This is a genomic window from Pirellulales bacterium, assembly GCA_019636345.1.
In the GTDB taxonomy this organism is placed as follows: Bacteria; Planctomycetota; Planctomycetia; order Pirellulales; family Lacipirellulaceae.
The window spans coordinates 35,288-62,022 of sequence record JAHBXQ010000001.1 but is presented as its reverse complement, the minus strand read 5'-3'; the positions used below and the strand labels follow the sequence as shown (position 1 = coordinate 62,022).

The following is a 26,735-nucleotide window of genomic DNA, read 5'->3' as shown; positions in this document are numbered from 1 at the left end:
AAGTCTCATGAGGCGAAGTCTCGCAAATCCGGCGTACCGCCGGCGCCGCTAGCAGATCCGAGCCGATTTGCCGCGGCTGCGCTGCCAGCTCTCCGAAATCTGAGACTCGCCCCAGTCGCGCCGTCGTGCTGAATTCCGGTTGCCCCCCTTTCGGGACCTGACAGTCGCCCCAGGGCAGATTCGGCCCGCCCCCCAGGATACGAGATACAATGGCGCCAGCATTTCGTCCGCGCCTCGATCTCTGGATTGCCATGACTCTCGCCTGCTTGCTCGCTGCCGCCGCCGACGGGGGCGCCAAGGAGATCCCCCTGACCCGATTGGCAATATCGTTTGCGCCCGTCGTCGCGCTGTTGGCGGTCCAACGGGCCTGGGGATTGGGAGTCGGCAAGTCGATGATTGCGACGGTTCGCATGTTGCTGCAGCTGCTGGTCGTCGGGTACGTGCTCGTCTCCATCTTCCAGGCCGAGGGACCGTGGATCGTGCTCGCCACGCTGTCGATCATGCTGATGGCTGCCAGTTGGATCGCGGTTCGTTCGCTCGACGTCGTCGCGGGCCATCGTCGTCGGGGAGAGGCGTTCGCCGCAATCGCGTTCTCCGGCGTCGTCACGCTCGTCATCATCACGCAGGGCGTGCTGATGCTTGAGCCCTGGCACTCCCCGCGCGAGATGATCTCGCTGGCTGGAATGATCTTCGCCAATGCGATGAATGCGGTGAGCCTCGCGGGGGAGCGATTCGCCAGCGAGCGTCGCGGCGGAGCCGGGTATCTCGCGGCCCGCAACATCGCGATGAACGCCGCACTGATTCCCCTGAACAATACGATGTTGGCCGTGGGACTCGTCTCGCTGCCGGGAATGATGACCGGCCAGTTGCTCGCCGGGGCGTCGCCGCTGGTGGCGGCACGGTATCAAATCATGGTGATGGCCATGGTGTTTGGTTCCGGCGGGATTGCAGCGGCAATTTACTTGCGCCTGCAGCGCGAGAGCGGGCAAAGAGAGTAATTGGCGATCCGTCGCGGCTGGTGGCTGGCACTTGTCCGCGCAAAGAAAAAGACGCTCCCGGATTTTGGCCCGGGGCGTCTTCTGTTGTCGCTTCTGCACTCGGCCGCGACTTGCGTCGCGGCTTGCGTCGGGCTTACTTGCCCTTCTTCGGCTGGGCGGCGCCCTTCTTGCCGGTGGGAGCGGCCTGGGGCTTCGCGCCCTTCTTGTTCTGTTGCTGAGCCATGTCGTCTTCCTTAGACAAGTCGTTCCCGGCAGCGGGGCGGGCGAACACGCCCGCCGTTTAGTCCTTTCGCTGCTCGGTTGGACGGATCGTACTGACGACGCTCATCCGCAACCAAGGCCAGTTTTGCGTGCTCGATCTTCATTCGCTCTAATGGACCATGGCGGGGACGCCTGCCTGTTCGACTTCTGTACAGACTTGCGGAAAGACGCCGCCTCGCTGCACTCGAATCATGCGCCGACCATGAGCAAAACGCTGCTGACTCTGTATGGCTTCAATCTCGCCTACTGCGAACGGCTCGCCGCCGACATCCCCGACGAGGAGATGCACACCCAGCCTTCGCCGGACGTCAACACGCCGGCTTGGTTGCTGGGGCACTTGGCGATCTGCACTGACTACGCCTTGCAAACTCTCGGACAGCCAACGCGGTTGCCCGCGGAGTGGCACGCCGAGTTCGGCCCCAGGTCGCAACCGCAGATGGAAAAACATCCCTACCCTGACAAGCAGGAACTGCTGCTGGCGCTTCGCGAGGGGCACGCGGCTGTCGCGGCAGCGCTGGAATCGGTCGACCTGGCGGTCCTCGACGAACCGAACCCGTTGCCGGTCAAGTTCCTGAAAAAGCTGCTGCCCACCAAGGGAGATCTGGTGGCGCATCTCATGGCGACCCACGAGGCGGCCCATCTAGGTCACTTGTCGAACTGGCGCCGCCAGACAGGCCGGCCTCCGCTGTTCTGATCGCCGAGCTGTCGCAGGGCGCATGCGCATCGGTTGCAAACATTACGCGCGCTTGCTCATGCATCGTCAGAGAATGCGACAAGGCCGCGAACTGATTCCAGTTCGCGGCCTTGTCGCGTGATTCTTCGGACTCGTCGGCAAGTGCGACGGGTCAGGCTTCGACGGCTTGCAACTTGTCGGCGTGAATCTTGCGGAGCTCCTCCAGTTCGCTCTGCAGACGATGCCGCAGGGGGCTGGTGCCCCGCAACTCATCGAGCAGCAAATCCGCCCGCTCGAAGGTCTCTGCGGTCACGTTGCCGCTCTTGAACAGCTTCTGCCAACTTCGCGACACTTCGCCTTCGGTAAGCAAGTGAATCCTCCTTCGCACGGGTGCGAGCAGCGGTCGAGGCGCTTCCAGCAGCGCGGCAAGGACGGCGACGCTCCGCCCAAGCCATATGCTGATTATGAAAAGCCGACGCGTGCGCGGCAAGTGTCGTGTCGACATGAACGACTGCTTCGAGAAAATCTGCCGGTTGAGACCCCGGCTTGCGCGTACCACCCGCGCTGCGGAGCGAGTCCGCAGCGGGTCGGCTCGCAACGGACCCTCCCAGGAACCACGCCAGGGGCTTGCCGCTCTCGGCCGCGGCCGCCCGCGCGTGCGTCAAACACGATGCGAAGGCGGCGTTCTTGCAGGTCCGGCTCCGGAGCGAACCTCGAGTTTGCGGGCCCCGTAAAATGGTCCGATTCGGGCCCCGTTGCGGCGGGCGCCGACCGCATCATCGGCGGTAACAAAGCTCACGCGAATTCGCTGCCGGAGGGTGGATCGCCAATTTGCCGCGGGCGAGCGAGGGTGGTAGGGTCCCTTAGAATCCCAGAATGCGTCCAAAATCCGCGGGAATCCGTGCCGCTAGCTGGGGCGGAAATGCCCCCCGAGGGGGTGCGAGGTTGCCGCCGGCTGCTTAAAATTGAGGGGCTGATAATTCCATGCTGAAACTGCCGTTCCCCCCCGTCCCCTGGTCCGCTTGGCTCGCAACGGCCCTGCGGCGAGTCGCGCCGAGGCTGCCGTTGCCCCCCTTCGGTCGCCCCGTGCTGGTTCCTGTTCCGGCGCTCGTGCGAACAATGCCGCGCCGCTTTTGACGGCACAGAGGTCTGCGGTTGGCACGAGGCCGCCGCCCCCGTCGCTCGCCGGGCCCGAGGCCCGGTCGCAGCGAATCCGCCCACCGACGCCGGGTCGCCCCGACGTCCTATCCGCGGCCGGCCTGCTTCGCGCAGAGCCGCTCGCGAGGAGCTTTCGAAACCGTGCAACACATGGATCAACTTCCCGGGTCGTTCTTCGGCCCTTCCAATCTGGTCGAACTGCTGCAGCACCGCGCCCAGCATCAGGGGAACGATGTCGGCTTTCGGTACTTGTCCGACGGCGAACGTGAGGTCGTCGAGTGGACCTACGCCGATCTCGATCGCCGGGCCCGGGCGATCGCCGCTTCGCTGCAGGCGATGGGGATGGAGGGGGAACGAGCGCTGCTGTTGTACCCTTCGGGGCTCGATTTCGTCGCCGCGTTTTTCGGCTGTCTGTTCGCCGGGGTGACGGCCGTGCCGGCCTATCCGCCGCGTCGCAATCGCAATATGGCCCGGATCGAGGCGATCGCCAACGACGCCGAGGCCAAAGTCGCTTTGACCACGTTCGACGTCCTCGAACGGGTGCAAACGATGATCGGCGACACGCCGGCGCTCCAGCAGATCCGCTGGCGGGCGACCGACCAATGGGGCCCGGAACTCGCCGACCACTGGCGCCGGCCCGAGGTTCACGGCGAGACCCTCGCCTTTCTGCAGTACACGAGCGGTTCGACCGGCACGCCCAAGGGGGTGATGCTGACCCATGCGAACCTGATGCACAACTCGGCGATGATCGCCTACGCCTTCGAGCATTCCCGTTCGGGGACCGGCATGTTTTGGCTGCCGCTCTATCACGACATGGGGCTCATCGGCGGCCTGCTGCAGCCGCTGTACATGGGCCGGCCCAATTTGCTGATGTCGCCGACCCACTTCCTGCAGAAGCCGGTCCGGTGGCTGCAAGCCATCTCGCAAGTGGGCGCCACGATCAGCGGCGGGCCTAATTTTGCCTACGACCTCTGCGTCGACAAGGTGACCCCCGCTCAGAAGCGCACCCTCGATCTGAGCCGCTGGTCGCTCGCCTTCAACGGCGCCGAGCCGGTGCGGGCCGAGACGATCGACCGCTTCAGCGAGGCCTTCGCCGAGTGCGGATTCCGCCGCGAGGCGTTTTATCCCTGCTACGGACTGGCCGAGGCGACCCTGATCGTCACCGGCGGGTTCAAACAGGCCGAGCCGGTGGTCATGCCGTTCGAGCTGGAGGCGCTTGAGCATCACAAGGTCGTCGACGCCGAACCGGGCGCCGCCGGAGCGCGGCAGTTGGTCGGCAGCGGCGGCAATCTGCTCGACCAGACGATCGTCATCGCCGATCCCGACACGTTCGCCCCGCTGGGACAGGACCAAGTCGGCGAAATCTGGGTCTCCGGGCCCAGCGTGGCCGTCGGCTACTGGAAGCGGCCCGAGCAGAGCCAGGAGACCTTCGGCGCCAAGCTGCGCGACGGCCGCGGGCCGTTCCTTCGCACGGGCGACCTCGGCTTCTTGCGCAAGGGGGAGCTGTTCGTCACCGGGCGACTCAAGGACCTGATCATTCTCCGCGGGGTGAACTACTACCCTCAGGACATCGAGCAATCGGTGCAGGCGGCTCACGAGGCGATCGCCCCCGGCGTCGGGGCGGCGTTCGCGGTCGGTCCCGAGGGGGCGGAGCGGCTGGTCGTCGTCAACGAAACGATCCGCCGGCGCGATCTCAACTTCGCCGAGATTATCGCCGCGGTCCGCAAGCAGGTGTCGCGAGACCACGAACAATCGGTCGCCGCGGTGGTGCTGCTCAAGGCGGGCAGCATCCCCAAGACCTCCAGCGGCAAGATCCAACGTCACGCGTGCAAGGACGGGTTCGTGGCCGGCACCCTGGCCATGGTCGCCAGTTGGTCGGCTGAGACGGGGGAGGTGGTGATCGCCCCCTCGCTGCGGCGCCGCACGCGCGAGGAAGAAGCTCGCCTCGACAGCGACGGCATGGAAGCTGCTCTCGACGGAGACGATTCCAGCGTGCTGGCCGAGGAAACGACGCTGGAAACCCAGGCCGCCGAGGACGCCCTGGCCCGCGCCTCCGACCGCACCGCGGCGCAAGGCAAGCTCGCCGCGGGCCAACTCGCCGAGATCGTCGACGTGGTTTACGCCAAGGTTCGCGAGATCGGCCGCGAGCGCGTCCAGGAACTCGAGTGGGACACGAACATCGTCGAGCTGGGGCTCGACTCGCTGGAACGGATGGAGATCATCGCGGCGCTTGAGGACCACTTCGGCGGACGGTTCCCCGACCACGTGCTCCCCAACATCGAGACATGCGGCGAGGTCGCCGAAGCGATTCGGTTGCATCTGGGAGGCCGGATCGAGCGGACCGTCGGCGGTTCCGACGCCGCCGAGGTCCCCGCAGAAGACTACCAGTTCTCCAAGAGCCCGGAGTACCTTCGGCTGCTGGAAAACAAGTCGCTGACGACCAAGGCGGGGCTCCCCAACCCGTTCTTCACCGTCCATGAAGGCCTGACCAACGATCGCACGACGATCGCCGGGCAGGAGTACGTCAACTGGTGCAGCTACAACTACCTGGGAATGTCAGGCGATCCGGCCGTGGTCAAGGCGACCCAGGACGCAGTCGCGCGATTCGGCACCAGCGTCTCGGCGAGCCGAGTCGTCTCGGGCGAGAAGACAATCCATCGCCAATTGGAACGGGCGATCGCCGACTTCATCGGCACGGAGGACTCGATCGTGATGGTCGGCGGTCACTCGACGAACGAGTCGATCATCGGCCACCTGTTCGGCCCGGGAGACCTCATCTTGCACGACGCACTGTCGCACAACAGCATCATGCAAGGAGCGATTCTCTCGGGCGCCCGCCGCCGTCCGTTCGCTCACAACGATTGGCGCGAGTGCGGAAGGATTCTCGACCAGATTCGCCACGAATACCGCCGCGTGCTGATCGTCGTCGAGGGCGTGTACAGCATGGACGGCGACTATCCCGACCTGCCGCAGTTCGTCGAACTCAAGAAGAAACACAAGTGCTACATGATGGTCGACGAGGCCCACTCGATCGGCACGATGGGCCTGCACGGCCGAGGAATGAGCGAGCACTTCGGCATCGTCCCCCGCGACGTCGACATTTGGATGGGCACCCTGAGCAAGTCGATGGGAAGTTGCGGCGGATACATCGCCGGCTGTCGCGAACTGGTCGAGTATCTCAAATACACCGCCCCGGGGTTCGTGTACTCGGTCGGCCTCTCGCCGGCGAACACGGCTGCGGCGCTCGCGTCGCTCGAACTGTTGCAGGAAGAGCCGGAGCGCGTCGCTCGGCTCGCCGAGAACTCGCGGTTGTTCTTGCGGCTCGCCAAGGACGCGGGTCTCAACACGGGCCACAGCAACAACACGCCGGTCGTCCCCGTGATCACCGGCAACAGCGAGCATGCCCTGCGACTGTCGCACCAGTTGTTCCAACGCGGAATCAACGTGCAGCCGATCCTGTACCCGGCCGTTGAGGAACGCGCCGCCCGGCTGCGATTCTTCATCACGGCCACCCACACGCCGCAGCAAATCCGCACCACGGTGCGGGCCGTCGCGGAAGAGTTGGACCGGATCGACCCCTCCTGCCGCGGCGCCGATCGGCCGCTTCCCCCGCTGGAAGAGCGCGTACCGGCCCCGGAGACAAGCCTGCCGCCTCGTTAGGTGCGCAGAAGCGGGCATCGAGCGAACGAGCGCGACTGCCGGCGCGGCGGGCGACCGTTTCTTTACCGCCGCCCCATGCGCGATTAGAATCAGTTGCAGCGGGGGGATAGGCAATTCGACGCGGTCGGCGCCCGGAACCGGCGGCTGCGGGGCGGGTTGCATAGAATCGGACGACGGCGTCGCGCGTCCGGCGCGTCCGTCGTGCCACACTCCTGCGGAGGCCCGCACCTATGTCTCAGGCGATCGTCGACCCCGCCGAGCTGCGTCGGTTTGCGCACCAGCTCAAGACGTTCAACGCCGAGCTGGAGGAGCGCATGAGCGCGCTGTGCAATCAGCTCCATTCGCTCAGCGTCACGTGGCGCGATCAGGAACAGAAGAAGTTCGCCGAGGAGTTCGAGCAGCACCTGAAGCTCATCAACCGCTCGATCGAAGCGACCAATCAATACGCCCCGTTTCTCTTGCGAAAAGCGGAGCGGATCGAAGAGTATTTGCAGCAACGGTGATCGCGGCGTTTCGGGCGAGCGCGCTGCTCGACAAGTGGGACGAGAAGCCGGCAAAAAGACGACGCAACCGAGCCTGCTTGCCCCGCGGCGAAATCCCCCTGCCTAGCTCTCGCGGTCCCGTAGTCCCATCGTCCTTCAGTCCCCTCGCGAGTCGATCGTGGCTGGTCCCGCACAGGTTCGCTCGATCGAAGCCGTCGCCCGGTTTCGCGCGGCCTTGGCGCGGTTCATCGAGCGCATGCAGGGCGCGGTGGAAGGGCTCGACGGCCAGTTGCGCCGTGCGGTCGATTGGATCGAGCACGACCAACCCGCGTATTGGAAACTCAAATCGCGCGAGGCCGAGGACGCGGTCCACAATGCGAAGCTCGATCTCGAGCGATGCCTCGCCTTTCCGCTGGTCAGCGGCGAACGGCCAAGCTGCCGGGCCGAGAAGGCGCTCCTCAATCGTTGCAAGGCCCGGCGGGAGTTTTGCCGCGGACAGGTCGATAAGGTCAAAAACTGGAAGCGCACCCTCAACCATGAAGTGTTCGAGTATGAAGGACGCCTGGGCGCGCTCCGCACGCTGCTCGAATCGGACCTCGCCCTGGCCGAAGCGGCCCTGGTGAACATCCTGCGTCGGCTGGAGGACTATCAAATCGAACAAGCCCCCGTGACCGAGGACCTCCCCCCCGTCCTGGGCGACGCCCCGCCGACTACGCCGGAGTAGCGGGGGCGAAGACCGTGGAGTGACGGGGCTTGGGGATGATGGGGCAGACGAACAAAGCGGGGAATCGTGCGGGAACAGCCTTCTCACTGCTTGATCTTTGACTCTCTCGACTGTTTTCGTCCTCTTCATGCCTCCGTGGTAGAATCGCCCGCGTTCTGAGACGTAGCCCATGCGAACTTGCGATCTCGACACCGACGCCGCTCGATTGCGCGACGCCGCCGACGAACTGCGGATCGCCTGGGCAGAGGTCAGCGAGTCTTGGAACGACTCGGTCAGCCAAGCGTTTTGCGAGCGATACCTCGAACCGCTGGGGCCGGCGCTCAAGTCCGCCATGGACGTGATCGCCCACATGCGGCAATTGGTCGATTCGATGGAACGCGATTGTCGCGACGAGTTTGAAGGCTGATTTCGTTTGCCTCCCTGGCCGTTTCTTTCCCTCCAATCCCGAACCGCCGTGCCGCACACGCCGCTGTCCACCCGCCGTCAGATGGAGTTGCTGCACGAACTGCAGCAACTGGCCGACTGGCGCGCCACGGAGGAAGCGAGAATCGCCGCGGCGCTCCGCAAGGAATCGGCGGCGGCGGCAGAAGAGTTCGAGTCGACGGCTCAATCGCTCCACAAGCAGTATTCGACCCAGCGGCGTGACTTGGAAACTCAGTTCGCCGAAGCGAAGCAGGCGGTCGAGGCGGGATTGGAACAAGACCGAGCCCTCGCAACCCGAGAGTTGGCTGCGGCGATCGACCGACTCGACGCCGAGGAATCGGACGCGCTCGCCGCCGCCAAGCAGCGGGCCCAAGAGGCTCAATGGGAGGCAATGGCCGTCTTCGACGCCTCGAAGGACAAGCCCGAGCAACACTGGGCCAAGGCGAGCAAGCTCGTCGCCGTCCAGCGGCAGCAGTTGGAGGGTCTGCAGCGAGACGCCGATGCGCTGCTGGGGATGCGGCGGCTTAAGCGGCCTGAGGCGTCGTTCGAGGAAGCCCCCGACGAATCCGCAGACCAGGACCCCGCGTCCGACGCCGCCGAGCGACTCCGCGCCCTGCTCTCCGAACTGCGCGAAGCGGTCCTCGCGATGCAGGGGCAGAAGCTCCCTACGCTGTTCTTGGAAGGGGGAGGCCCCTGGGGCTGGCTGGTCGGCGCCGTCGCCATTGGGGCCGTCATCGCGGCGTTTCTGGGCGAGTCGTTCTCCGCCGCCGGCATCGGCGCCGCGCTCGGCGGGCTGGTCGTCGCCGGGATGCTGTGGGGCTGGCTCCTGCCGAAGAGCCGCCGGCAAACCTACGACAAGTACCGCGAAGTTGTCCGCGGGGTCGCCACGGGGCTGACCCTTGCCCAACAGGCCCTGGCCGATGCGAAGGCCGCCTCTCAGGCCGAGGCTGCGGCCATTGTTCGCCGCCGGGACGAGGATGTGCGGACCGCCGACGTGGAGCGCGATCGGGCCGTCAACGCCTCCCGAACGCACCGCGCTGACGAGGTCGCCCGACTCGAAGCGGAGACTGTCCGGCGAATCGCCGAGTTGGAGCAGAAGTGCGAAGCCGATCTGGCCGCCGTCGACGCCAAGTATCCCCCGCTGCTCGCCGCGAACGAAGCCGACCGCGACGCCGCCGAGCATGCCAACAACAGCCAGTACGAAGCCCGGCGAGCGGAGGCCCAGCGGCTGCACGACGCCGAATTCGCCGCGTTGGCCGAACGCTGGCTCGGCGGGTTTCGACAGATCGCCGACGAGTTGCGCGGCATGGCCGCCCGCGCCGCGGAGCTGTGCCCCGATTGGAACGAGACTCGGTGGGACGACTGGAACCGCCCGACCGTCCCCCCCGAGGGAATCGCGCTCGGGCGGTTCGAGTTGCCGTTGTCGGTCGTCAAACATGGCGTGCCGAGCGATCCCGCGCTGGCCTTGCCGACCACGTGGCTGCCGCTCACCGCGGCGATTTCGATCGCCGAACATCCGCGGCTGGTCGCCACGGCCGACGGGCCGGGGCGGGCTGCGGCGGTCAAGGTGCTGCAACTGGCGATGCTGCGAACCCTCGCGGCGCTGCCGGCGGGGCTGCTGCGATTCACGCTCATCGACCCTGCGGGACTAGGCGAAAACTTCGGCCCCTTCATGCACTTGGCCGACTACGACGAGCAACTCGCTCCCAAGCAGGTGCTCACCGAGCCGAAGCGGATCGAGGAGCGGCTGACCATCGTCACGGCCCACATGGAGAAGGTGCTGCAGAAGTATCTGCGGAACGAGTTCGCGACCCTCGCCGAGTACAACGCCCAGGCGGGCGAAGTCGCCGAGCCGTACCACGTGGTCGTGGCGGCCAACTTCCCCGCGGGATTCAGCGAGATCGCGGCGCGGCGGCTCCTGGCAATCGCCGAGGCGGGCCCGCGCTGCGGCGTGTATGTGCTGATGAGCGTCGACCGCTCGTTGCGGCTGCCGTACGAGATCAAACTCGAGCCGTTCCTGCACAACGCGATGCACCTCGATTGGCACGAGGGCCGGTTTGTGTGGCAGTATCCGTTGTTCGAGAAGCTGCCGCTGGAGCTCGACGAACTCCCCGCCCCGGAGCGGCTGAACGAAGTGCTGCGGCGGGCGGCGCAGGATTCGAAGACCGCCAGCCGGGTCGAGGTCGCCTTCGACCGGGTCGCCCCGGCCCCCGAGACCGTCTGGACCGGCGACACGGGGCGCGAACTGGTCGTCCCCATCGGCCGCGCCGGCGCCAAGGAGATGCAATCGCTGCGGCTGGGCCGCGGCACCGCCCAGCACGCCCTGATCAGCGGCAAGACCGGCTCGGGCAAGAGCACGCTGCTCCACGCGCTGGTCACCAACGCGGCGCTCCACTACGGCCCCGATCAGGTCGAGTTTTACCTGATCGACTTCAAGAAGGGGGTCGAGTTCAAGACCTATGCCGCCGAGCGGCTCCCCCACGCCCGGGTCATTGCGATCGAGAGCGAGCGGGAATTCGGCGTCAGCGTCCTGGAGCGGCTCGACGCCGAACTGCGCCGCCGCGGCGAGCTCTACCGGGCCCACGCGGTGCAGGATCTAGGCGGCTTCCGCGCCGCGGCGCCCGACGTGCCGATGCCTCGTACGCTGTTGATCATCGACGAGTTCCAGGAGCTGTTCGTCGCCGACGACAAGCTCGCCCAGGACGCGGGGCTGCTTCTCGACCGACTGGTGCGGCAAGGGCGAGCGTTCGGCGTCCACGTGATCCTCGGCTCGCAGACCTTGGCCGGGGCCTACTCGCTGGCGCGCAGCACATTGGGACAAATGGCCGTGCGGATCGCGCTGGAGTGCAGCGAGGCCGACGCCCACCTGATTCTCAGCGACGAGAACCCGGCCGCTCGGTTGCTCACCCGTCCGGGCGAGGCGATCTACAACGACCAGAACGGCCTGACCTCCGGGAACCAGCCGTTCCAGGTCGCGTGGCTCCCCGACGACCAGCGGCGACAATACCTCCACGAACTGCGCGATCGCCCCGTGCCGCGCGCAGCCGCGCTCGAACCGGCAATCGTGTTCGAAGGGAACATGCCGGCCGACGTTCGTACGAACTCGGAGCTCGCCGCCGCTGTGGCCGGCCGGGTCGAGGCGCTTGAGCCGACGTTGTGGCTGGGCGCCGCGGTGCGGATCGAACCGCCGACCAGTCTCGTGCTGCGCCGGCAGAGCGGCCAGCATCTCGCCATTCTCGGCAACGACGAGGCCTCGGCGCTGGGGATCATGTCGACCGCCGCGGCGGCGATCCTCGGCCAACTCGGCGACCGGGGCGCCCAGATCGTCGTGCTCAACGGCGCCCGTCCCGAAAGCGATCATCGCGACGCCTGGCGCACCATCGCCGCTGCGCTCGGCGCTCTCGGGGCGGGCGCCAACGGCGCGGCAGTCGACGCCGCGACGACCGGCGGCTCGCCGTTGACCGGGCAGGCGATCCAGGTCGTCGCGCCCCGCGACGCCGCGGCCGTGGTCGTCGCCCTGGCCGACGAGGCCCAACGCCGCGCCGCCAGCAGCGAAGAATCCCCCCCGGCGCGATTTCTGTTCATTCACGACGTATCGCAAATCCGCGACCTGCGGGTCGTCGAGGACGACTTCAGCTTCTCCAGCGCCAAGAAAGCCCCCGGCGCCGATCGCCGGTTCCGCGAATTGCTGCGCGAAGGTCCCGCGGTCGGCATCCACGTCGTGCTGTGGTGCGATTCCTACAACGCGCTCTCCCGAGCGATCGACCGGATCACGCTCCGCGAGCTCGACTTCCGGATCGCGCTGCCAATGAGCGCAGCCGACTCGACGAGCTTCATCGAATCCCCCGCCGCGGGCCGGCTGGGGGAACACCGCGCACTGCTCTACCGCGACGACTTGGGGACCCAGACCAAGTTCCGCCCCTACGGCGCCCCGACCCCCGAGCGATTGGCCTGGCTGGCCAAACGCAGCGGCTTGGCGGTGGGGTGAACGGTCGGAGCAGAAGCTCCTTCAAATATCGTCGCTCCGCTGCGGCGCTCGGCCCATCGCCGAGCGGTGGTAGGCGTGGTGCACGGCGTGCAACAGCGAGGGTTTGCGGGGGCGGATCGCTCCGCGCACCAGTTGCAGCGCGCTGACGCCGTTGTCCCACACGTGCGCCGCCGGTTCTTGCCGCTCGCTCGTCGGCGGGCCGTACTTCTTGACCAGCGCCTCGCGGACGAGATGGCACTCCTCGGTGTCGAACATCGCCGTGATGCGAAACAACCGTCCGTCGACGAACTGGTACAGCAACAGCTCGGTCTTCACCCCGGCGATCGTCGGAGGATCCCCCTCCGAAGGAAGATCGATCCGCCCGTGGACCAGTCCCGCGGCCGAGTACCACCGCTCGACCCGGAGCGCCTCGATCGCTTGCCCCGGGGAGCTGTCGGAGCAATACGGCAGCTGAAACGACCCGACTTTGCGGGCGTACTTGGCCTTGAACTCGTCGAGGGTCGAACCGAGACGATCCCCCTTGAGCTCGAACGGCGTCGGGCCCCCCTCCCCTTCCAAGTGGAGCCCCCCCTTGGCGTCGCGGACGCCGCGGGTCATGGCGCCTGTCTCGGCAAGGACCTGCAGCATCTGGTCGTCCGACATGTCTGGCGTGCGGTAGCAGCGGACGTTGGCGCCCTCCTGGCTGCTGAGGCGGTAATCGCCGTCGGCGGGGGGCTCGAACACGACCAATACGGCGCTCTTGCCGCGGCGAGCGAGCTCGGCCAGCATCTCCGCAGCAGGCGCTTGCGACAGCGGCAGCGTCCCGGCCGCCGAGCGCGACGAGGACCCCGCGGCGCCCTTCAGCCCGATCATCGACGGCGAGGCGATGATCGTCGAAGACGACCCTGAGAACGATTCCGGCGGCGGGGGAGCCGAGGACGCCGCAGGCGACGCGCTCGTCCCGGAGGCCGGGATGGCCAAGGTGGCGCCGCATTTGGGGCACCGCCCCTGCATGCCGGCCAGTTCGGCCCGTACCTGGAGCACGGCCTGACACCCGCTGCACTGCAATCGCAACATCGACATCGCGGCGATCCCGGCGACATAGGACGGACGCTGACTATTGTAAGCGGCGACACGTCCCGGCGCCTCGGCAATCAACCACGGGAACCGAAGAACTGAGACGCCTGCTGGCGGAGAAGGAATCTCACGCAGAGGCGTCGAGTACGCAGTGCAGGCGGGGAGGATCGCTTGCCGCTTGCCCCTCCGCCTCTCCGTGGCAAGAAACGGAAGCGCCGCCGCGATGGGGGGGGCGGCGGCGCGCCTCACGGCGTCGCGTTGACCGTGGGAGCCGATGTCGACTGCCGGAGCGAGTACTTCAGGTGGACCCAGTGGTCGGCCAACTGGGCGTCGGCGGCCTCGAAGCCGGCCAGCCCGTCGAGCTCGCCCCCCGCGGGGAACTGCAGCCCCAGCAGGTGGTACGGCTCGTCCAGCGGACGGGCGAATCGCGATTGCAGCAGCTCGACGACCTCGCCTGGGACCGGCCGCTGCGGGTCGACGCTTTCGACCACGACCGGCCCGCGACGGCGCAGTTCGTGCCCCAGCGGCGAGACCGCGACCGTCATGTCGATGCAGACCCGACAGGGGACGTCGAAGCGGCGATTGCCGACGTCGACGCGCTGGAACTGGTACGCCAACTCCGCGCCGTCGGGGCGGAACCGCAGGCGCACCGGCAACCGCCAGCTCCATTGCACTCCCCAGCGGGGCGGATCGAGGCCGATCATCAGCGGTTCGGTCACGGCGCCGGTCAACTCCCGCTGGAGCTTGGAAAAATCGAGATCGCGCCACTCGGCGCCGGCGACCTGGGCGCCGAGGATCCCCTCGATCGCCCCGTCGTGGAACGACAGCCCCGCCATCTCGGCGCCGACAAGCGGAGGGAGCTCGCACGACAACGAGCCCAGGCCGCTCCCCGAGGGGGGGCGATAGCCGATGGCGACGGCCGTCTCGGTCTGCAGCGTTCGCCACTCGGCGGCCGGAATCCCCGCGCGGGCCAGGAACCCCAAGAAGTTCGCGGAACGCCGGTTGAGATTGTCGACCGCCGTCGTCAGCCGTGCGTTCATCGACTCGGTCACCTGCCGCGCAATGTGGGCCGCCGAGTCCTGTTCCATCTCCTCGCGAGACTCGTTGACTCGCTTGACGGCTGCATAGCGAATCGTGCCCGGGGCGTCGACCTCGTGGATCGTCGCCGCGGTCTTGGCCTCGACCTGGGGTTCCGTCGAGGCGAAGCTGGCGCCGTCCCAGTACAACTCGGCTTGGCCGCTGAAGTGCGACTTCGACGCGCTGGTCACCTTGACGCTCCCCTTGTACGAACGGTTCTGAGGCGCGTCGACCGTGCCGGCAATCGTCACCTGCATGCGGACTTCGCCCGGAGAGCCGCCGAGCCGAGCGCGCGTCTGAGACTTGACGGTCGCCTGTCCCACGACGGTCGCCCCCTGCACGCGCCGGCGGGTCTGGCGGACCTCCTCGGTCTCGTTCTCAAAGTCCGCCAGCTTCGTTTCGACAAGACCGCGATGGATCTGGCCGACGATCGCCGGGCCGTTAAAGCGGCCCCGGACTTGCGCGACCAAGTCCGGCGCCTCGCTCGTAGCCGCTAGCCACCAAGCGGCCGCTTCGACGACGGCAAAGTCAAGAACCTCGGCAGTTGCCGCAGGGCCTGCGGGATCCGTCGCCAAGGCGCGCTCGAGCGCCGCGACATGGCGGACACGAGCTTGTTCGTAGCCGGCCCCGGCCAGCCGCTCGGCCTCGTCCAGGTCGAGATACGCGACCAGAGCTGCGCGCAGTTCGACGACCGGCGGGGCGTCGAGCCCGTCGCGAGCCGAGACGAACTCGCGGGAGATGCGCTGGAGAATGAGCGCGTCGACGTCGCCGGCATCGATCAGCCGCGGCGCCCAGGACGCCCAGACCAGACGGTCGCGCCACTCGGAACGGTCGTCGTGAATACGGGACGACGGGTCGGAAAGCGCCGCATCGAATGCGATCGTCGCGGCGCGAAGCCGCTGCAAACTGGCCGCTCGTCGCTCGCTCGCCGACTCGGCTCCCTGCAACTGCGACGCCGTCGCCAAGAACAAGGCCATGCCGATCAGGCTCGGCAATCCAGAGTGATTCTTCATCGCCGCGCCTCCGCAACGGCCTGCCCGACGGCGCCTTGCGCTCGCGGGTCGTCGGGATCGAGCGGCTCGTACAGCAAGAGCGTGTTGAACATCTCCTGGATTGTTTGCTGTCCCCACGGGGCGTCGACGTTGGGATCGGGGTTGCGGGGATTGTGCCGCGTGTTGTCCCAGTACGCGGTGGCCAACAGCGCCTGATCGGGACGCACCAGGATCGGCTCCTCGAACTGGTAGAACCGCTGCCAGTTGAAGTCCCACACCGGCACCGACAGGACCGTCTCCCCCCGCACCAGACCGTGCTGGGAAAAATCGTGGAGCACCTGTTGCGTAAGCCCCCGGGGATCGACCAACTCGACGCGAAAGCTCTTGCCGCGGGAGTGCATGTGAGGGCGAATCGCGTGCACCAGCACCGCCTTGCCGTCGGTCGCCCGGCCGAAGTGGTACAGGTCCTGCAAACTGTGGTTCTGCAAGTTCGCAGGGATCAGCATGTCGGCCCGGCTGCGAAAGGGAAACCACGAATCGAGCTTCACGTCGGGCTCGCGATCGGCGAACCGGATCGCCACCTCCGACTGATCGATCGTCGCCTTGCCGTTGGTCGTGTAGTGGACCTCGAACATCAGGTTCGCGCCCTTGGAGAGCTTGATCCCCGCGGTCTTGCCCTCGGCCGCGGCCGCGGGGCTCAAGTACCGGTTCAGCCGCAGGTTGTTCCCCTCCTCGTTGCCGGGGGTGTACCCGCCCAGCAGCCGGGCGCTCTCGATGCCCAAACCGTAGATGAGTATCTGGTCGAGCGCCGTCGGATCGCGATCGATCGGGCCGAAGTACTCGTGGACCTGGACGTGATGAACGACCTGCGGGTCGCCGGGATGCGTTTCGATCGCCTCGATCCACCGATCCTCCGGAAAACCCTTTCCGCCGTTGACCGGCACGGCGATGTAGTAGTAGTTCAGCACGCCGGTCGCGGGGATCTCCAGCGGCTTGGGCATGCGGAACACGAAGTCAGGCTCGCCGATCTGCCAGCGATCTCGGTCGGGCCAGCCGAGCGGCGCCGGCGCGTCGGCCGGATCGCCCGCCGCTCGTCCCCCCCGCAACCAATCGAGGAGCGTCCGGCGTGCGGCGTCGGGCAGCCGCTCGTCGTGGGCGAACCGACGGGACGATTCGCCGGGGAACGGAGGCATCCGCTCGTGAAGAACCACCTCTTCGATCATTCCGGCGTAGGCGTTCACATCGGCGTACGTGAGGAACTGCATGGGGGCGACCTCCCCCTCCCGGTGGCACGCTTGACAATGCTTCTGCAGGATCGGCAGCACGTCGCGGTGAAACGTGAGGTCCGCCCCTTGCGGCGCCGGCGGATCGAGAGCGATCTTGCAGCCGACCGCCGGCCGACGACCAATCGTCGGGGCGCCCCCGGCGAGAACCGCGTCGATCGCTTCAGCCAGATAATGGGCGGTCGCCCCAGGCCGGCTGGCCCCCTGGACGTTTTGGTCGTCAATCGGACCGCGATAGTGAACCTGCCAATCGCGATCGAGAACTGCGGTCTCCGAGAGCCGCGTCAGGCCAAGTTGCTTGACAAGCGCAAGCTGCGAATCGTGGAGCACGCGAAACGGGATCCGCATATCGGACGCGTGGCCGGCCATTCGCTTGGCGCCCATGTCGGGTTTCACGTAGACCCCCAAGAACAACACCCGATCGCCGGGGTGCTTGGCAAGCTGCGTGGGCCGGCCGAGGCCGTCGCGTTCGAACCCGTTGTAGCGCTGGTCGAGTTCCCGCAGCGTCGGCACAATCTGCTGAACGACCGGGCAGGAGTCGTCGAGCAAGACGACGACGATTGCTTCAGTCCTGGGCTCGACAAAATCCTCCGGGTAGTGCGTCACCCCGAAGATGTCATAAAGCTCGGCCGCGGGAGGGACGGCGTTCGCAGGCGAAGCGACCAGCCCCAGAGCCAAGAGCGCGACTGCCCAAAATTGCCGGCACGCAAGGACATGTAAGTGCATCGGCTCCATCCCGCGGGCTCGAGCGATGAAATCAGACGCAGCGCGACAAAGTGCGCCGCTTCCGCACAGTATAGAGGTGCTGGCGCTGAGTGCCAAATAATCGGCGCTGTGACGCAGGACAACTGCGAAGGCCGGGAAGACTTTGGCGCTTCCGCAACAGAGACGCCAGAAGCGATTCAGAGGACCAAATCGGCACGACGAGGCGCCGAAGCGATTTGGATGTGACGTCGCGTCAGTCGTGTCGTCGTCGTGAGAAAATCCTCCCCTGACGCAGGACACCTCAGACGCAACAAAAGCCAAGAGCCTCGTGGAGTTGTCTCCACGAGGCTCTTGAAAAACCTGGCGATACCTACTTTCGCGAGTGATCTCACTATCATCGGCCCGAAGTGCTTAACTACTGTGTTCGGAATGGGAACAGGTGTTTCCACTGCGGTATGGTCGCCAGAAGAAGCGTCCGGGACCTGTCGACCCGCGGACGCTTGACGTTTTGGCAAGTAGCAAGAGCGGGGCCGGGCTCCGCACGGGAGCCGGCTCGCGAGACGTCGCAACGACGCGTCGCGTCTGTCTTTGTCTTCAACGGGAAAGCGTTGAATAAATGTGGCCAAGCGTTCGACCCATTAGTACCGGTTAGCTGAATGCATTGCTGCACTTACACATCCGGCCTATCAACCTGATCGTCTTTCAGGGGGCTTTCGGCTATTAGCCTACGAAACCTCATCTTGGAGCGGGCTTCACGCTTATATGCCTTCAGCGTTTATCCGTTCCGGCCTTAGCTACCCAGCCGTGCCGCTAGCGCGACAACTGGAACACCAGAGGGCCGTCCTTCTAAATCCTCTCGTACTAAAGAAGAACCTCCTCAAGTTTCGTGCGCCCACAGTAGATAGGGACCGACCTGTCTCACGACGGTCTGAACCCAGCTCACGTACCACTTTCATTGGCGAACAGCCAAACCCTTGGGAGCTTCTCCACCCCCAGGATGTGATGAGCCGACATCGAGGTGCCAAACCGCTCCGCCGCTATGGACGCTCGGGAGCGATAAGCCTGTTATCCCCGGAGTACCTTTTATCTGTTGAGCGATGGCCCTTCCATACGGGACCACCGGATCACTAAGCCCTGCTTTCACACCTGCTCGACTGATAAGTCTCGCAGTTTAGCACACTTCTACCTTTACGCTCGATGCCTGATTGCCAACCAGGCTGAGTGCGCCTATTGGGCTCCTCCGTTACTCTTTGGGAGGAGACCGCCCCAGTCAAACTGCCCAACTGACACTGTCCGCTGCCTGGATTCACAGGAATCAGCGTTAGAACTTATGCATTAAAAGGGTGGTATTTCACCAATGGCTCCCCCCGACCTGGCGGCCGGGGTTCAAAGCCTCCCACCTATCCTACACAGTCAATACACGAGCCCAATATCAGCCTACAGTAAAGGTTCACGGGGTCTTTCCGTCTAGCTGCGGGAACGTGGCATCTTCACCACGACTACAATTTCACCGGGTTGGTGGTTGAGACAGTTTTCCTCTCGTTACGCCTTTCATGCACGTCGGAACTTACCCGACAAGGAACTTCGCTACCTTAGGACCGTCATAGTTACGGCCGCCGTTTACTGGGGCTTCGGTCGTGAGCTTCGCACTAACGTACTAACCCTCTCCCTTAACCTACCAGCACCGGGCAGGCGTCAGTCTCTATACATCCTCTTACGAGTTAGCAGAGACCTGTGTTTTTGATAAACAGTCGGAGGAATCGATTTACTGTGGCCCCCAGCAGCGTGAACCGCCAAGGGCACCCCTTATCGCGAACTTACGGGGCCATTTTGCAGAGTTCCTTAACCACCATTCTCCCGAGCGCCTTAGACTACTCGTCTCGCCTACCTGTGTCAGTTTTAGTACGGTTAACTGTGCTTCAACCCTTAGAAGCTTTTCTTGGACGCCCTGCTGATGACTTCGCGAACGTAAACGCGCTCGACCCGGTCGCTTGAATTCCGCAGGCGGATTTTCCTACCTGCCATCTTGCAACAAGGTACGGACATTTCTAGTCGTACCGCTCACCTTTCGGGCGCCGTCCCTCCATCGGTCCACACAGTTAGCGCAGGAATATTGACCTGCTGTCCATCGTCTACGCCTTTCGGCCTCGACTAAGGCACCGGCTAACCCTGGGCGGAATTACCTTCCCCAGGAAACCTTAGGCTTTCGGCGGGCAGGATTCTCACCTGCCTTATCGTTACTCATTCCGGCATAATCACCTGTACGCCCCGACACGGCTCCTTACGGTACCGCTTGTATCTGACGTACAGCGCTCTCCTACCAATTAGATCACCCGAAGGATCACTAATTCTACTGCTTCGGTGTTACACTTACTCCCGTTCATTATCGGCGCAGAATTGCTCGACCAGTAAGCTGTTACGCACTTTTTAAATGGTGGCTGCTTCTAAGCCAACATCCTGGTTGTCACAGCAATTCAACTTCCTTAGTGACTGAGTGTAACTTCGGGACCTTAGCAGATAGTCTGGGTTGTTTCCCTCTCGACCGCGAAGCTTATCCCTCGCGGACTGACTCCTGAGATAGTCGCACCGGTATTCGGAGTTTGGCTCAGCAGGGTACCCCGGGAAGGGCCCCAAACCAAATCAGTCTCTCTACCCCCGGTACGTAGTGGCTCAAGGCTAGCCCTAAAGCTATTTCGGAGAGAACGAGCTATCTCCAGGTTTGATTAGACTTTCACTCCTCCCCACAAGTCATCCCCTCGGTTTTCAACCCAAGTGGGTTCGGTCCTCCACGCGGTATAACCCGCCCTTCAACCTGCTCATGGGTAGTTCACCTGGTTTCGCGTCTACCGCCAACGACCAATTGTCGCCCTATTCAGACTCGGTTTCCCTGAGGCTTCGGCCCGGAAGGCCTTAACCAAGCCGCAGACGGTAACTCGCCGGATCATTATGCAAAAGGCACGCCGTCACCCATTCCCTTGCGGGCATAGGGCTCCGACCGCTTGTAAGCGTATGGTTTCAGGTTCACATTCCTCCCCTAGCAGGGGTTCTTCTCATCTTTCAGTCGCCATACTGAGTTCACTATCGGTCATCAGGGAGTATTTAGCCTTACGGGATGGTCCCCGTCGATTCAGTCGAGATTCCACGTGGCTCGACCTACTCAGGTATCCTTCGAGAGACTGCCGACTTTCGCGTACGGGACTGTCACCCTCTGTGGTCAACCTTTCCAGGTTGTTCTGCTAGTCAGCAATTTTGTGACTCTCATGTGAAAGACCCTACAACCCCGCGGGGGAAACCCCCACGGTTTGGGCTATTTCGCTTTCGCTCGCCGCTACTGACGAAATCGATTTTTCTTTCTTCTCCTGCAGGTACTGAGATGTTTCAGTTCCCTGCGTTTGCCGCATATGGCTATGGATTCACCATATGCTGATTCGGGAATCCCGGGATCATCACTTGTTTGTCAGCTCCCCCAGGCTTTTCGCAGACTTCCACGCCCTTCATCGCCTCCTGATGCCAAGACATCCCCCATACGCCCTTCGTAACTTGGCCACATTTATTCAAAGCTCTCGCCTTGGACAACTGTTGTCACGAAGCGAAGTCTTGCGGCTGCCGGAGTCGAGAGCAATTCGGCTTACGCCGAACTGTCCTCCACCTTGGCAATCGCGAGGCTGCAACCCCTCGCGACGATCGCCGCAAGCTTCCGAGTAACGCTTGATCCAATCTAAGACAAAGAAATTACGCACAGGTCGCCTGCTCGCCTGCCTGACGAGAGACCAAAGTCTCCCGCAAGCCGCGCGGCCGACTTCCCGTGCGGAAATCAGATGCCACTCTTGCTACTTCACCAAATTGTCAAAGATCGCCGACCGACGACAGCCCGCGAGGGCGACGCCGACCGCGGCCCCAGAGGGGCCATTCCGCTCCTGCGAGCAGAGGCTGAACGAGGGCCGTCGAGAGCACTCGCACAGCCTGCACTCGCGAGCAGGCGGGAATCCTAGATCTTAGCGATTTCGAATCCCCTGTCAAAGGGCGGCTGGCAAATTTTTAGAAGCGATTTTGATCGCTCCGCCAGTCGCTTCCCGCCTGCTGCAGACCCTCTCGGATTGTCCGCTAGCAGGAGGTCCCCCTGACATCGGCCCGAATTGTAAGCCCGCTTGAATCGACGACAAGGGGGCGTTCGACGACGAACTTGAGAATTCCATCCATCGACCGCCGCAACCGATTCGCTCGACCGAATCCGGGGATTTTGCTCAGGTCGCGGCGGTCGTCCGTCCCGTTGGCTCCGGACGATCTCTCCCTCTTCCCCGTCGCCCCCCTGCTCCGATGTCGCTTGGCGGCACGTATGCAATCCCGCGACTTTCCGCCAGGACGCATAGGAGAAGGAGCCCGCCAAACCGGCCGAGGCCCTGGCCTCGGCGAAACCCGCAAGCGAACTCACAACGACCGCCTCACCGGGTCTGGAAGTAGCGGCGCGCACGAACGCCCAGCCAGCCGTTGGCCGCCACGGCCAGGGTCACGATTGCCAGTTCCAGCCACGCCGTTGTCGGGGTCCCTAAGTCAAAGGCTCCCCAAGGACGAAACAGCATCCGCACCCCTTCCAGCATCCGCCCGCCGGCCTGGGTCCACATGCTCAGCACGACGACCGAGCCGCCGATGCAGAAGGCCTGAACGTCTCCCCGTGCAAAGACGACTCCAGCGGCAAGCCACCCGGCGCCGACGATCCACAGCGCTCCGGTCGCCAGCAGCGTGAGCGAGTACGGCAGGACGACCGCCGCGCCGCAGGCAACGGCCGTCAGGGTCATCGCCTTCAGCAGAGTGAGCAAGCTGAACTGCCAGCGAGCCGCCCCAACCGGCCGCGAATCCCCCGGGGGAGGCGCGACGGGAGGCGGCGGGGGTTGAGGGATCTCAGCCATGGCACCGGCGAAAAGGCAAGCGACTCCGCAGAGGGGCTTGCGGCCTCTCGAACGGAGTCCTGACGCTGCAGGGGCAGTTCCCTGGTCGAGGATACCGGCACGAGCGCAACCCGGCCAGTCGAGCAAGTCCGCTCCGGCCCGCCGGCATGGCCGACAAGCCGTCAAACGCCCGCGGGAACGAGCGTCTTGGAATCCATCGCGAGCGCAGCCCGGTCGAGCAGCGACGCCGCGTCGTCGCCGGCTTTGGCGTTGGCGATTCCCGACTTGAGTTTGAGCACCAACTGCTTCCCCCCGATGGGGACCGGGGCCGACGCCAAGACGGTCGCCACGCGGCGTACGACATTGGCCGCTTCGTCTGTCCCGCTGCCGGGCAGCATAATGGCAAACTGCCCGCGTCCCATGCGGGCCAGCAGGTCCATATCGCGAAGATTCGAGCGGATGAACGCCACGACGGAGTCGAGGATGAGGTCCCCGACCGCCTCGCCGTACGAGCTCTCCAGGCTGTCGAAGTCGACGACCTCCATCCGGGTCAGAGCGAGCGGAACCCCGAACCGCAGACTCTCGGAGATTCGTCGCCCAAGTTCGTCGGCCATGACGCGATGGTCCGGCAACTTACGGAACCGATCGCCGAAGTCGCCGACGGGGGTCGCCAAGATCGGTTTCTTGTCAACCGGCTGAGTCACGGGAATTTCAACCGGCCGAGCGTCCTGATCGAGCGGCAGGCACTCCGTTCCGGCGTGCCAGTGGCCGGCGTTACGTCCCGCCTTCTTCGACGCATAGACGGCGTCGTCGGCGCGACGGATCAATTGGGCGGCATCCTGCAGCGGCGCAATTTGGGCGACGCCAATGCTGGCCGTCACGCTCAGGCGGCGGCCCTCGAAATCGACCGACATCACCTCGATGGCTCTCCGTACGCGGTCGGCGGCGACTCGCGCCTGCTTGGCGTTCGTATCGACCATAACGACCGCAAATTCTTCGCCGCCGTAGCGACATGCCAAGTCGCCCGACTTGACGACCGATCGCAGGGTCAAGCCGACGGCCCGCAGCACCTCGTCGCCGGCCTGATGGCCATGCGTGTCGTTAAATTTCTTGAAGTGGTCGACGTCGAGGATCAGCAGCGAAAAAACTCGCCCCTGAGTTGCAAACGCTTTCAACAGGCGCCGGACTTCGTCATCGAACGCTCGGCGATTCGCCAGCCCGGTCAGCACGTCGGTGCGGGCCTCGAACTGCTGTGTGCGGATTTCTTCGGCCTGAGCGGCGATCTTTCGTTCCGCCTCATCGAGTCGAAAACGCAACTGCGAATTGGCCGACAAGATGCGGGCGACGGCCGAGTTGACGGCCAGGCCGTCCCCTTCGTTTAACTTCAGTGCGCCGAGTTCCGAGGAAATCCCGTCCATGACCTGACAATGGGCGCCGACGTCGCTGGCCATTTCGTGGGCCAAGCTGCGCAACTGCTGAGCGGCCATTGCGGTCCGTTCGTTGTCATTGGCTTGAACGAGTTGGCGTCGTTCGTCGGATGGCTCACTCGCCGTCCGGGATCCGTGCGCATGCCGAGCGTAGACAAGCGCAGCGACGAACCCGACGACGAGCGAGGTCAGCCCCAACGCAACGTCGATGAGGATGTACGACAAACTGAAAGCAAGGAGCGGAATCATGGAGGTACCGAATCAAGCACTGCGTGACGAATCGGAGCGATAGCAAACTCGGGCAAGCGCGCAATTCCGGCCTTGGAAACGCAAGCGTGCCTGCCGAACGTCGGAAATCCAGCCGCACTAACCTAGGTCGCTCGGGGGGGGAGTCAAACGCCCAAGGTCGTATGAAAACGACTTGCAATTCCGGGCCGTCCGTCGCTTGAGCCGGCGCCAGCGGTCGTCGTCGTAACGACCGTTGCAACCGTCACGTTCGGGCGTTTTGGGGCTGAATTCGGGGCCCAATACCGGCCGGTCGTTTGTCGGTCTTGCAGCGCGTGTGTAGACTGCGGAGTAAGTCCGTTTGCGGTCGTCGGCGTCGGCAAGCCGCAAGCCGCCCTGCCGCTAGAACTCCGATTCGTGGGCCGCATGTCCTCTACGTCGCTCGTCCAGACTGACCCGTTCGCCCTGACGCCGGAACCCGTTCACGGCGACTCGCGTGCGAACGCGCCGCGAAGCGAGGTCAACCTGCTGGCGCTCGCGTGGCGCAGCCGGTGGCTCATTCTGACGTTCATGCTGCTGGGCGCCGGCGTCGGGTGGATTCTGCTGGAGCGCGCCGAACCGCGCTACACGAGCCAGTCCGACATCTACGTCGAACGGAACATGCCGCGGATTCTCGACAACGACCTAAGCATCGGTCACTCGTCCTCCTATCTGTTCACGCAGGCGGAGATCATTCGCTCGACGTCGGTCATTGCGGCCGCGATCGACGCCCCCGAGATCAAGCAACTCGAGACGATCCGCACCGCCGATAATCCCATCGGGCTGATTCGCGAAGCGTTGCGGGTCGTGGTCGGCGCCAACGACGAAATCATCCGCATCGCGATCGAACTGCCGAGCCGCACCGACGCCCCGCAAATCGTCAACGCGATCGTCGACGCGTACATCTCCAAGTACGCCGAGGATCGCAAGAACAACGCCGTCGAGATCCTGGGGCTGCTGCGTTCCGAAAAGCAGCGCCGCAGCGAGGACCTGGAAGCGCGGCGAAAGGCGCTGGAAGCGTTCCGCAGCGATCATCCGGAATTGGCCGTCCAGGTCCGCAGCGGCAACGTGGTCAACGACCGCTTTGCGACGCTCAACGACGAATTGAACTCGACTGAAATCGAACTGCTGGAAGCCAAGGCGTTGTACAGCCGGGTGCAACGAATGTACGAGTCGCCGGCGCTGCGCCCGCTGCTGGCCGAAATGGCTCAGAAGTCCGAAGGGGTGAAGGAGCAAGTCCTGCTGGGGCTGCAAAATCAGATTCAAAGCGTCGAGATGCAGATTGCGGCCGAGCAGTCCCGGTGGGGAGACGGACATCCGCGCGTGCGGCTGCTGACGGAATCTCTCGCCACGTGGCAGAAACGGCTGGAGGAACAGACGCAAAAGCTTGCCGAAGATCGTGCGGGAATGATCGCCGCATACGTCGATTCGGTAAAGCAGCAATTCGAACTTCTGGAACACAAGTACGCCGAGTTGCAGCGAAGCTACGATCGGCAATTCGCCGAAGCCAAAGAGGTGAGCGGACTGGCCCTGCAATTGGCGTCGTTGCAGGAGGCCCAAGCGCGATCGGAAAAAGAGAACGACGTTCTGGACGATCAGATCAAGAACCTCAACCTCACCGAACAAGTCGGGGCCATCAACGTTAGCCGGATGGAAATCGCGCGACCCGCGCTGCTGCCCAGCTACCCGATCCCCAGCCGGTTCATCGGGATCGGCGGGCTGCTGGGATCCCTGGTCGGCTTCGGCCTGGGCTGGCTGCGAAATCTGCTGGATCACCGCCTGAAGTCGGCCGACGAGATCGCCGACGCGTTGCAGTTGCCGGTGCTGGGGGCGTTGCCCCTGGCCCCGGGCGTCAAAGACCGCGCCGAAGCGGGCATGATCCTCGTCAATTCGCCTCGGTCGTCGCTCAGCGAATCGATTCGTACGCTGCGCACTGCGTTCCACTTTGGACTGGGGGGCGCCGACGCGCGAGTGATTTGCATCACCTCGCCCTCGCCCGGCGACGGCAAAAGCACCGTCGCCAGCAATCTGGCGATCGCCATGGCCCAGGCGGGCCAGAAGGTGCTGTTGATCGACGCCGACATGCGCAAACCGCGGCAGCACGTCATTTTCGCCGCCGAGGCGGCGATCGGGCTGTCGACCGTCTTGGGCGAACGCCGCCCGGCGAGCGAGGCGATCGTGCCGACCGAGGTGGATCTCTTGTCGCTGCTCCCCTGCGGACCGATTCCTTCGCATCCGGTCGAGCTCTTGAACAACGGCTTCTTCGGCGACTTGGTGACGCAGCTCAGCGAGCACTACGACCGCATTCTGATCGACTCGCCCCCTGTCATGCCGGTCGCCGACGCCCGTGTCATCGCCGCAATGAGCGACGCGACGCTGCTCGTGCTGCGGGCCGAGCGGGCTACGCGGCGTCTCAGTCAAGCCGCTCGCAACGAATTATGGCAAGTGCGGGCGAAGCGGCTGGGCGTGGTCGTCAACGGCGTGCCGATCCGCAAACCCGGCGGTTACGGGTACGAGTACGGCTACGGCAATCCCTACGGAGGTTATTCCGAGGGGGGCTACGGCGACGGCGGAGAAGCCGGCGACAGACTCCCTGCCTCGCGGCGCAAAAAAAGTCGGGCACGCCTCGCCGCCGAGGCCTCGGCTGCCGCACCCGAGGCCTAATCGCGTCCGGCGAG

15 protein-coding genes and 2 rRNA genes are annotated in these 26,735 nt (G+C 64.7%); 9 read left to right on the top strand and 8 right to left on the bottom strand.

The annotated features are described in order from the left end of the window. The first annotated feature begins 251 nt into the window (after nucleotides 1-251). Nucleotides 252-998: an ABC transporter permease gene (locus KF688_00205; protein ID MBX3424072.1), complete on the top strand. Its 747-nt coding sequence runs from the start codon at nucleotides 252-254 to the stop codon at nucleotides 996-998. A 463-nt stretch (nucleotides 999-1,461) separates the two neighbouring features. Next, nucleotides 1,462-1,953 carry a DinB family protein gene (locus tag KF688_00200; protein MBX3424071.1) on the top strand — a complete coding sequence of 164 codons (492 nt, stop codon included), beginning with the start codon at nucleotides 1,462-1,464 and terminating at the stop codon, nucleotides 1,951-1,953. Between the two features lie 151 nt (nucleotides 1,954-2,104). On the opposite strand, the gene KF688_00195 is transcribed toward KF688_00200, so the two are convergent. Continuing rightward, complete coding sequence (locus tag KF688_00195) at nucleotides 2,105-2,302, bottom strand: hypothetical protein (protein ID MBX3424070.1); 198 nt, start codon at nucleotides 2,300-2,302, stop codon at nucleotides 2,105-2,107. 938 nt (nucleotides 2,303-3,240) lie between these two features. On the opposite strand from KF688_00195, the gene KF688_00190 reads away from it, so the two are divergent. The 5 genes from KF688_00190 to KF688_00170 all read left to right on the top strand — a co-directional run bounded on the left by KF688_00190 (nucleotide 3,241) and on the right by KF688_00170 (nucleotide 12,367). Next, entirely contained in the window at nucleotides 3,241-6,750 is a 3,510-nt protein-coding gene (locus KF688_00190) for an aminotransferase class I/II-fold pyridoxal phosphate-dependent enzyme (protein ID MBX3424069.1), read from the top strand. Between the two features lie 230 nt (nucleotides 6,751-6,980). Further along, a complete protein-coding gene (locus KF688_00185) occupies nucleotides 6,981-7,253 on the top strand; it encodes a WXG100 family type VII secretion target (GenBank protein MBX3424068.1) in 273 nt (90 codons plus the stop codon). Nucleotides 7,254-7,410: 157 nt separating this feature from the next. Further along, nucleotides 7,411-7,956 carry a hypothetical protein gene (locus tag KF688_00180; protein MBX3424067.1) on the top strand — a complete coding sequence of 182 codons (546 nt, stop codon included), beginning with the start codon at nucleotides 7,411-7,413 and terminating at the stop codon, nucleotides 7,954-7,956. Between the two features lie 169 nt (nucleotides 7,957-8,125). Then, complete coding sequence (locus KF688_00175) at nucleotides 8,126-8,362, top strand: hypothetical protein (GenBank protein ID MBX3424066.1); 237 nt, start codon at nucleotides 8,126-8,128, stop codon at nucleotides 8,360-8,362. A 48-nt stretch (nucleotides 8,363-8,410) separates the two neighbouring features. Continuing rightward, nucleotides 8,411-12,367 carry an AAA family ATPase gene (locus tag KF688_00170; GenBank protein ID MBX3424065.1) on the top strand — a complete coding sequence of 1,319 codons (3,957 nt, stop codon included), beginning with the start codon at nucleotides 8,411-8,413 and terminating at the stop codon, nucleotides 12,365-12,367. A gap of 21 nt (nucleotides 12,368-12,388) precedes the next feature. On the opposite strand, the gene KF688_00165 is transcribed toward KF688_00170, so the two are convergent. Then, entirely contained in the window at nucleotides 12,389-13,219 is an 831-nt protein-coding gene (locus KF688_00165; GenBank protein MBX3424064.1) for a hypothetical protein, read from the bottom strand. 13 nt (nucleotides 13,220-13,232) lie between these two features. Between KF688_00165 and KF688_00160 the strand changes: the two genes are divergently transcribed. Beyond that, nucleotides 13,233-13,397, top strand: coding sequence for a hypothetical protein (locus KF688_00160; protein ID MBX3424063.1), 165 nt, complete (start codon nucleotides 13,233-13,235; stop codon nucleotides 13,395-13,397). 271 nt (nucleotides 13,398-13,668) lie between these two features. Here the strand turns inward: KF688_00160 and KF688_00155 are convergent, their stop codons facing one another. From KF688_00155 to KF688_00130, 6 genes are all read right to left on the bottom strand, one after another. After that, a complete protein-coding gene (locus tag KF688_00155) occupies nucleotides 13,669-15,513 on the bottom strand; it encodes a hypothetical protein (protein ID MBX3424062.1) in 1,845 nt (614 codons plus the stop codon). Next, nucleotides 15,510-17,501, bottom strand: coding sequence for a hypothetical protein (locus tag KF688_00150; protein MBX3424061.1), 1,992 nt, complete (start codon nucleotides 17,499-17,501; stop codon nucleotides 15,510-15,512). The genes KF688_00155 and KF688_00150 overlap by 4 nt, the downstream gene beginning before the upstream one ends. Nucleotides 17,502-17,838: 337 nt before the next feature. After that, nucleotides 17,839-17,947 (bottom strand): 5S ribosomal RNA (gene rrf, locus KF688_00145). Between the two features lie 151 nt (nucleotides 17,948-18,098). Beyond that, a 23S ribosomal RNA gene (locus KF688_00140) occupies nucleotides 18,099-21,026 on the bottom strand. A gap of 896 nt (nucleotides 21,027-21,922) precedes the next feature. After that, a complete protein-coding gene (locus KF688_00135) occupies nucleotides 21,923-22,387 on the bottom strand; it encodes a hypothetical protein (GenBank protein ID MBX3424060.1) in 465 nt (154 codons plus the stop codon). Nucleotides 22,388-22,548: 161 nt separating this feature from the next. Then, complete coding sequence (locus tag KF688_00130) at nucleotides 22,549-24,042, bottom strand: GGDEF domain-containing protein (protein MBX3424059.1); 1,494 nt, start codon at nucleotides 24,040-24,042, stop codon at nucleotides 22,549-22,551. 402 nt (nucleotides 24,043-24,444) lie between these two features. Here KF688_00130 and KF688_00125 point away from each other — a divergent pair, with 402 nt between their 5' ends. After that, nucleotides 24,445-26,721: a polysaccharide biosynthesis tyrosine autokinase gene (locus tag KF688_00125; GenBank protein ID MBX3424058.1), complete on the top strand. Its 2,277-nt coding sequence runs from the start codon at nucleotides 24,445-24,447 to the stop codon at nucleotides 26,719-26,721. Nucleotides 26,722-26,735 lie beyond the last annotated feature (14 nt).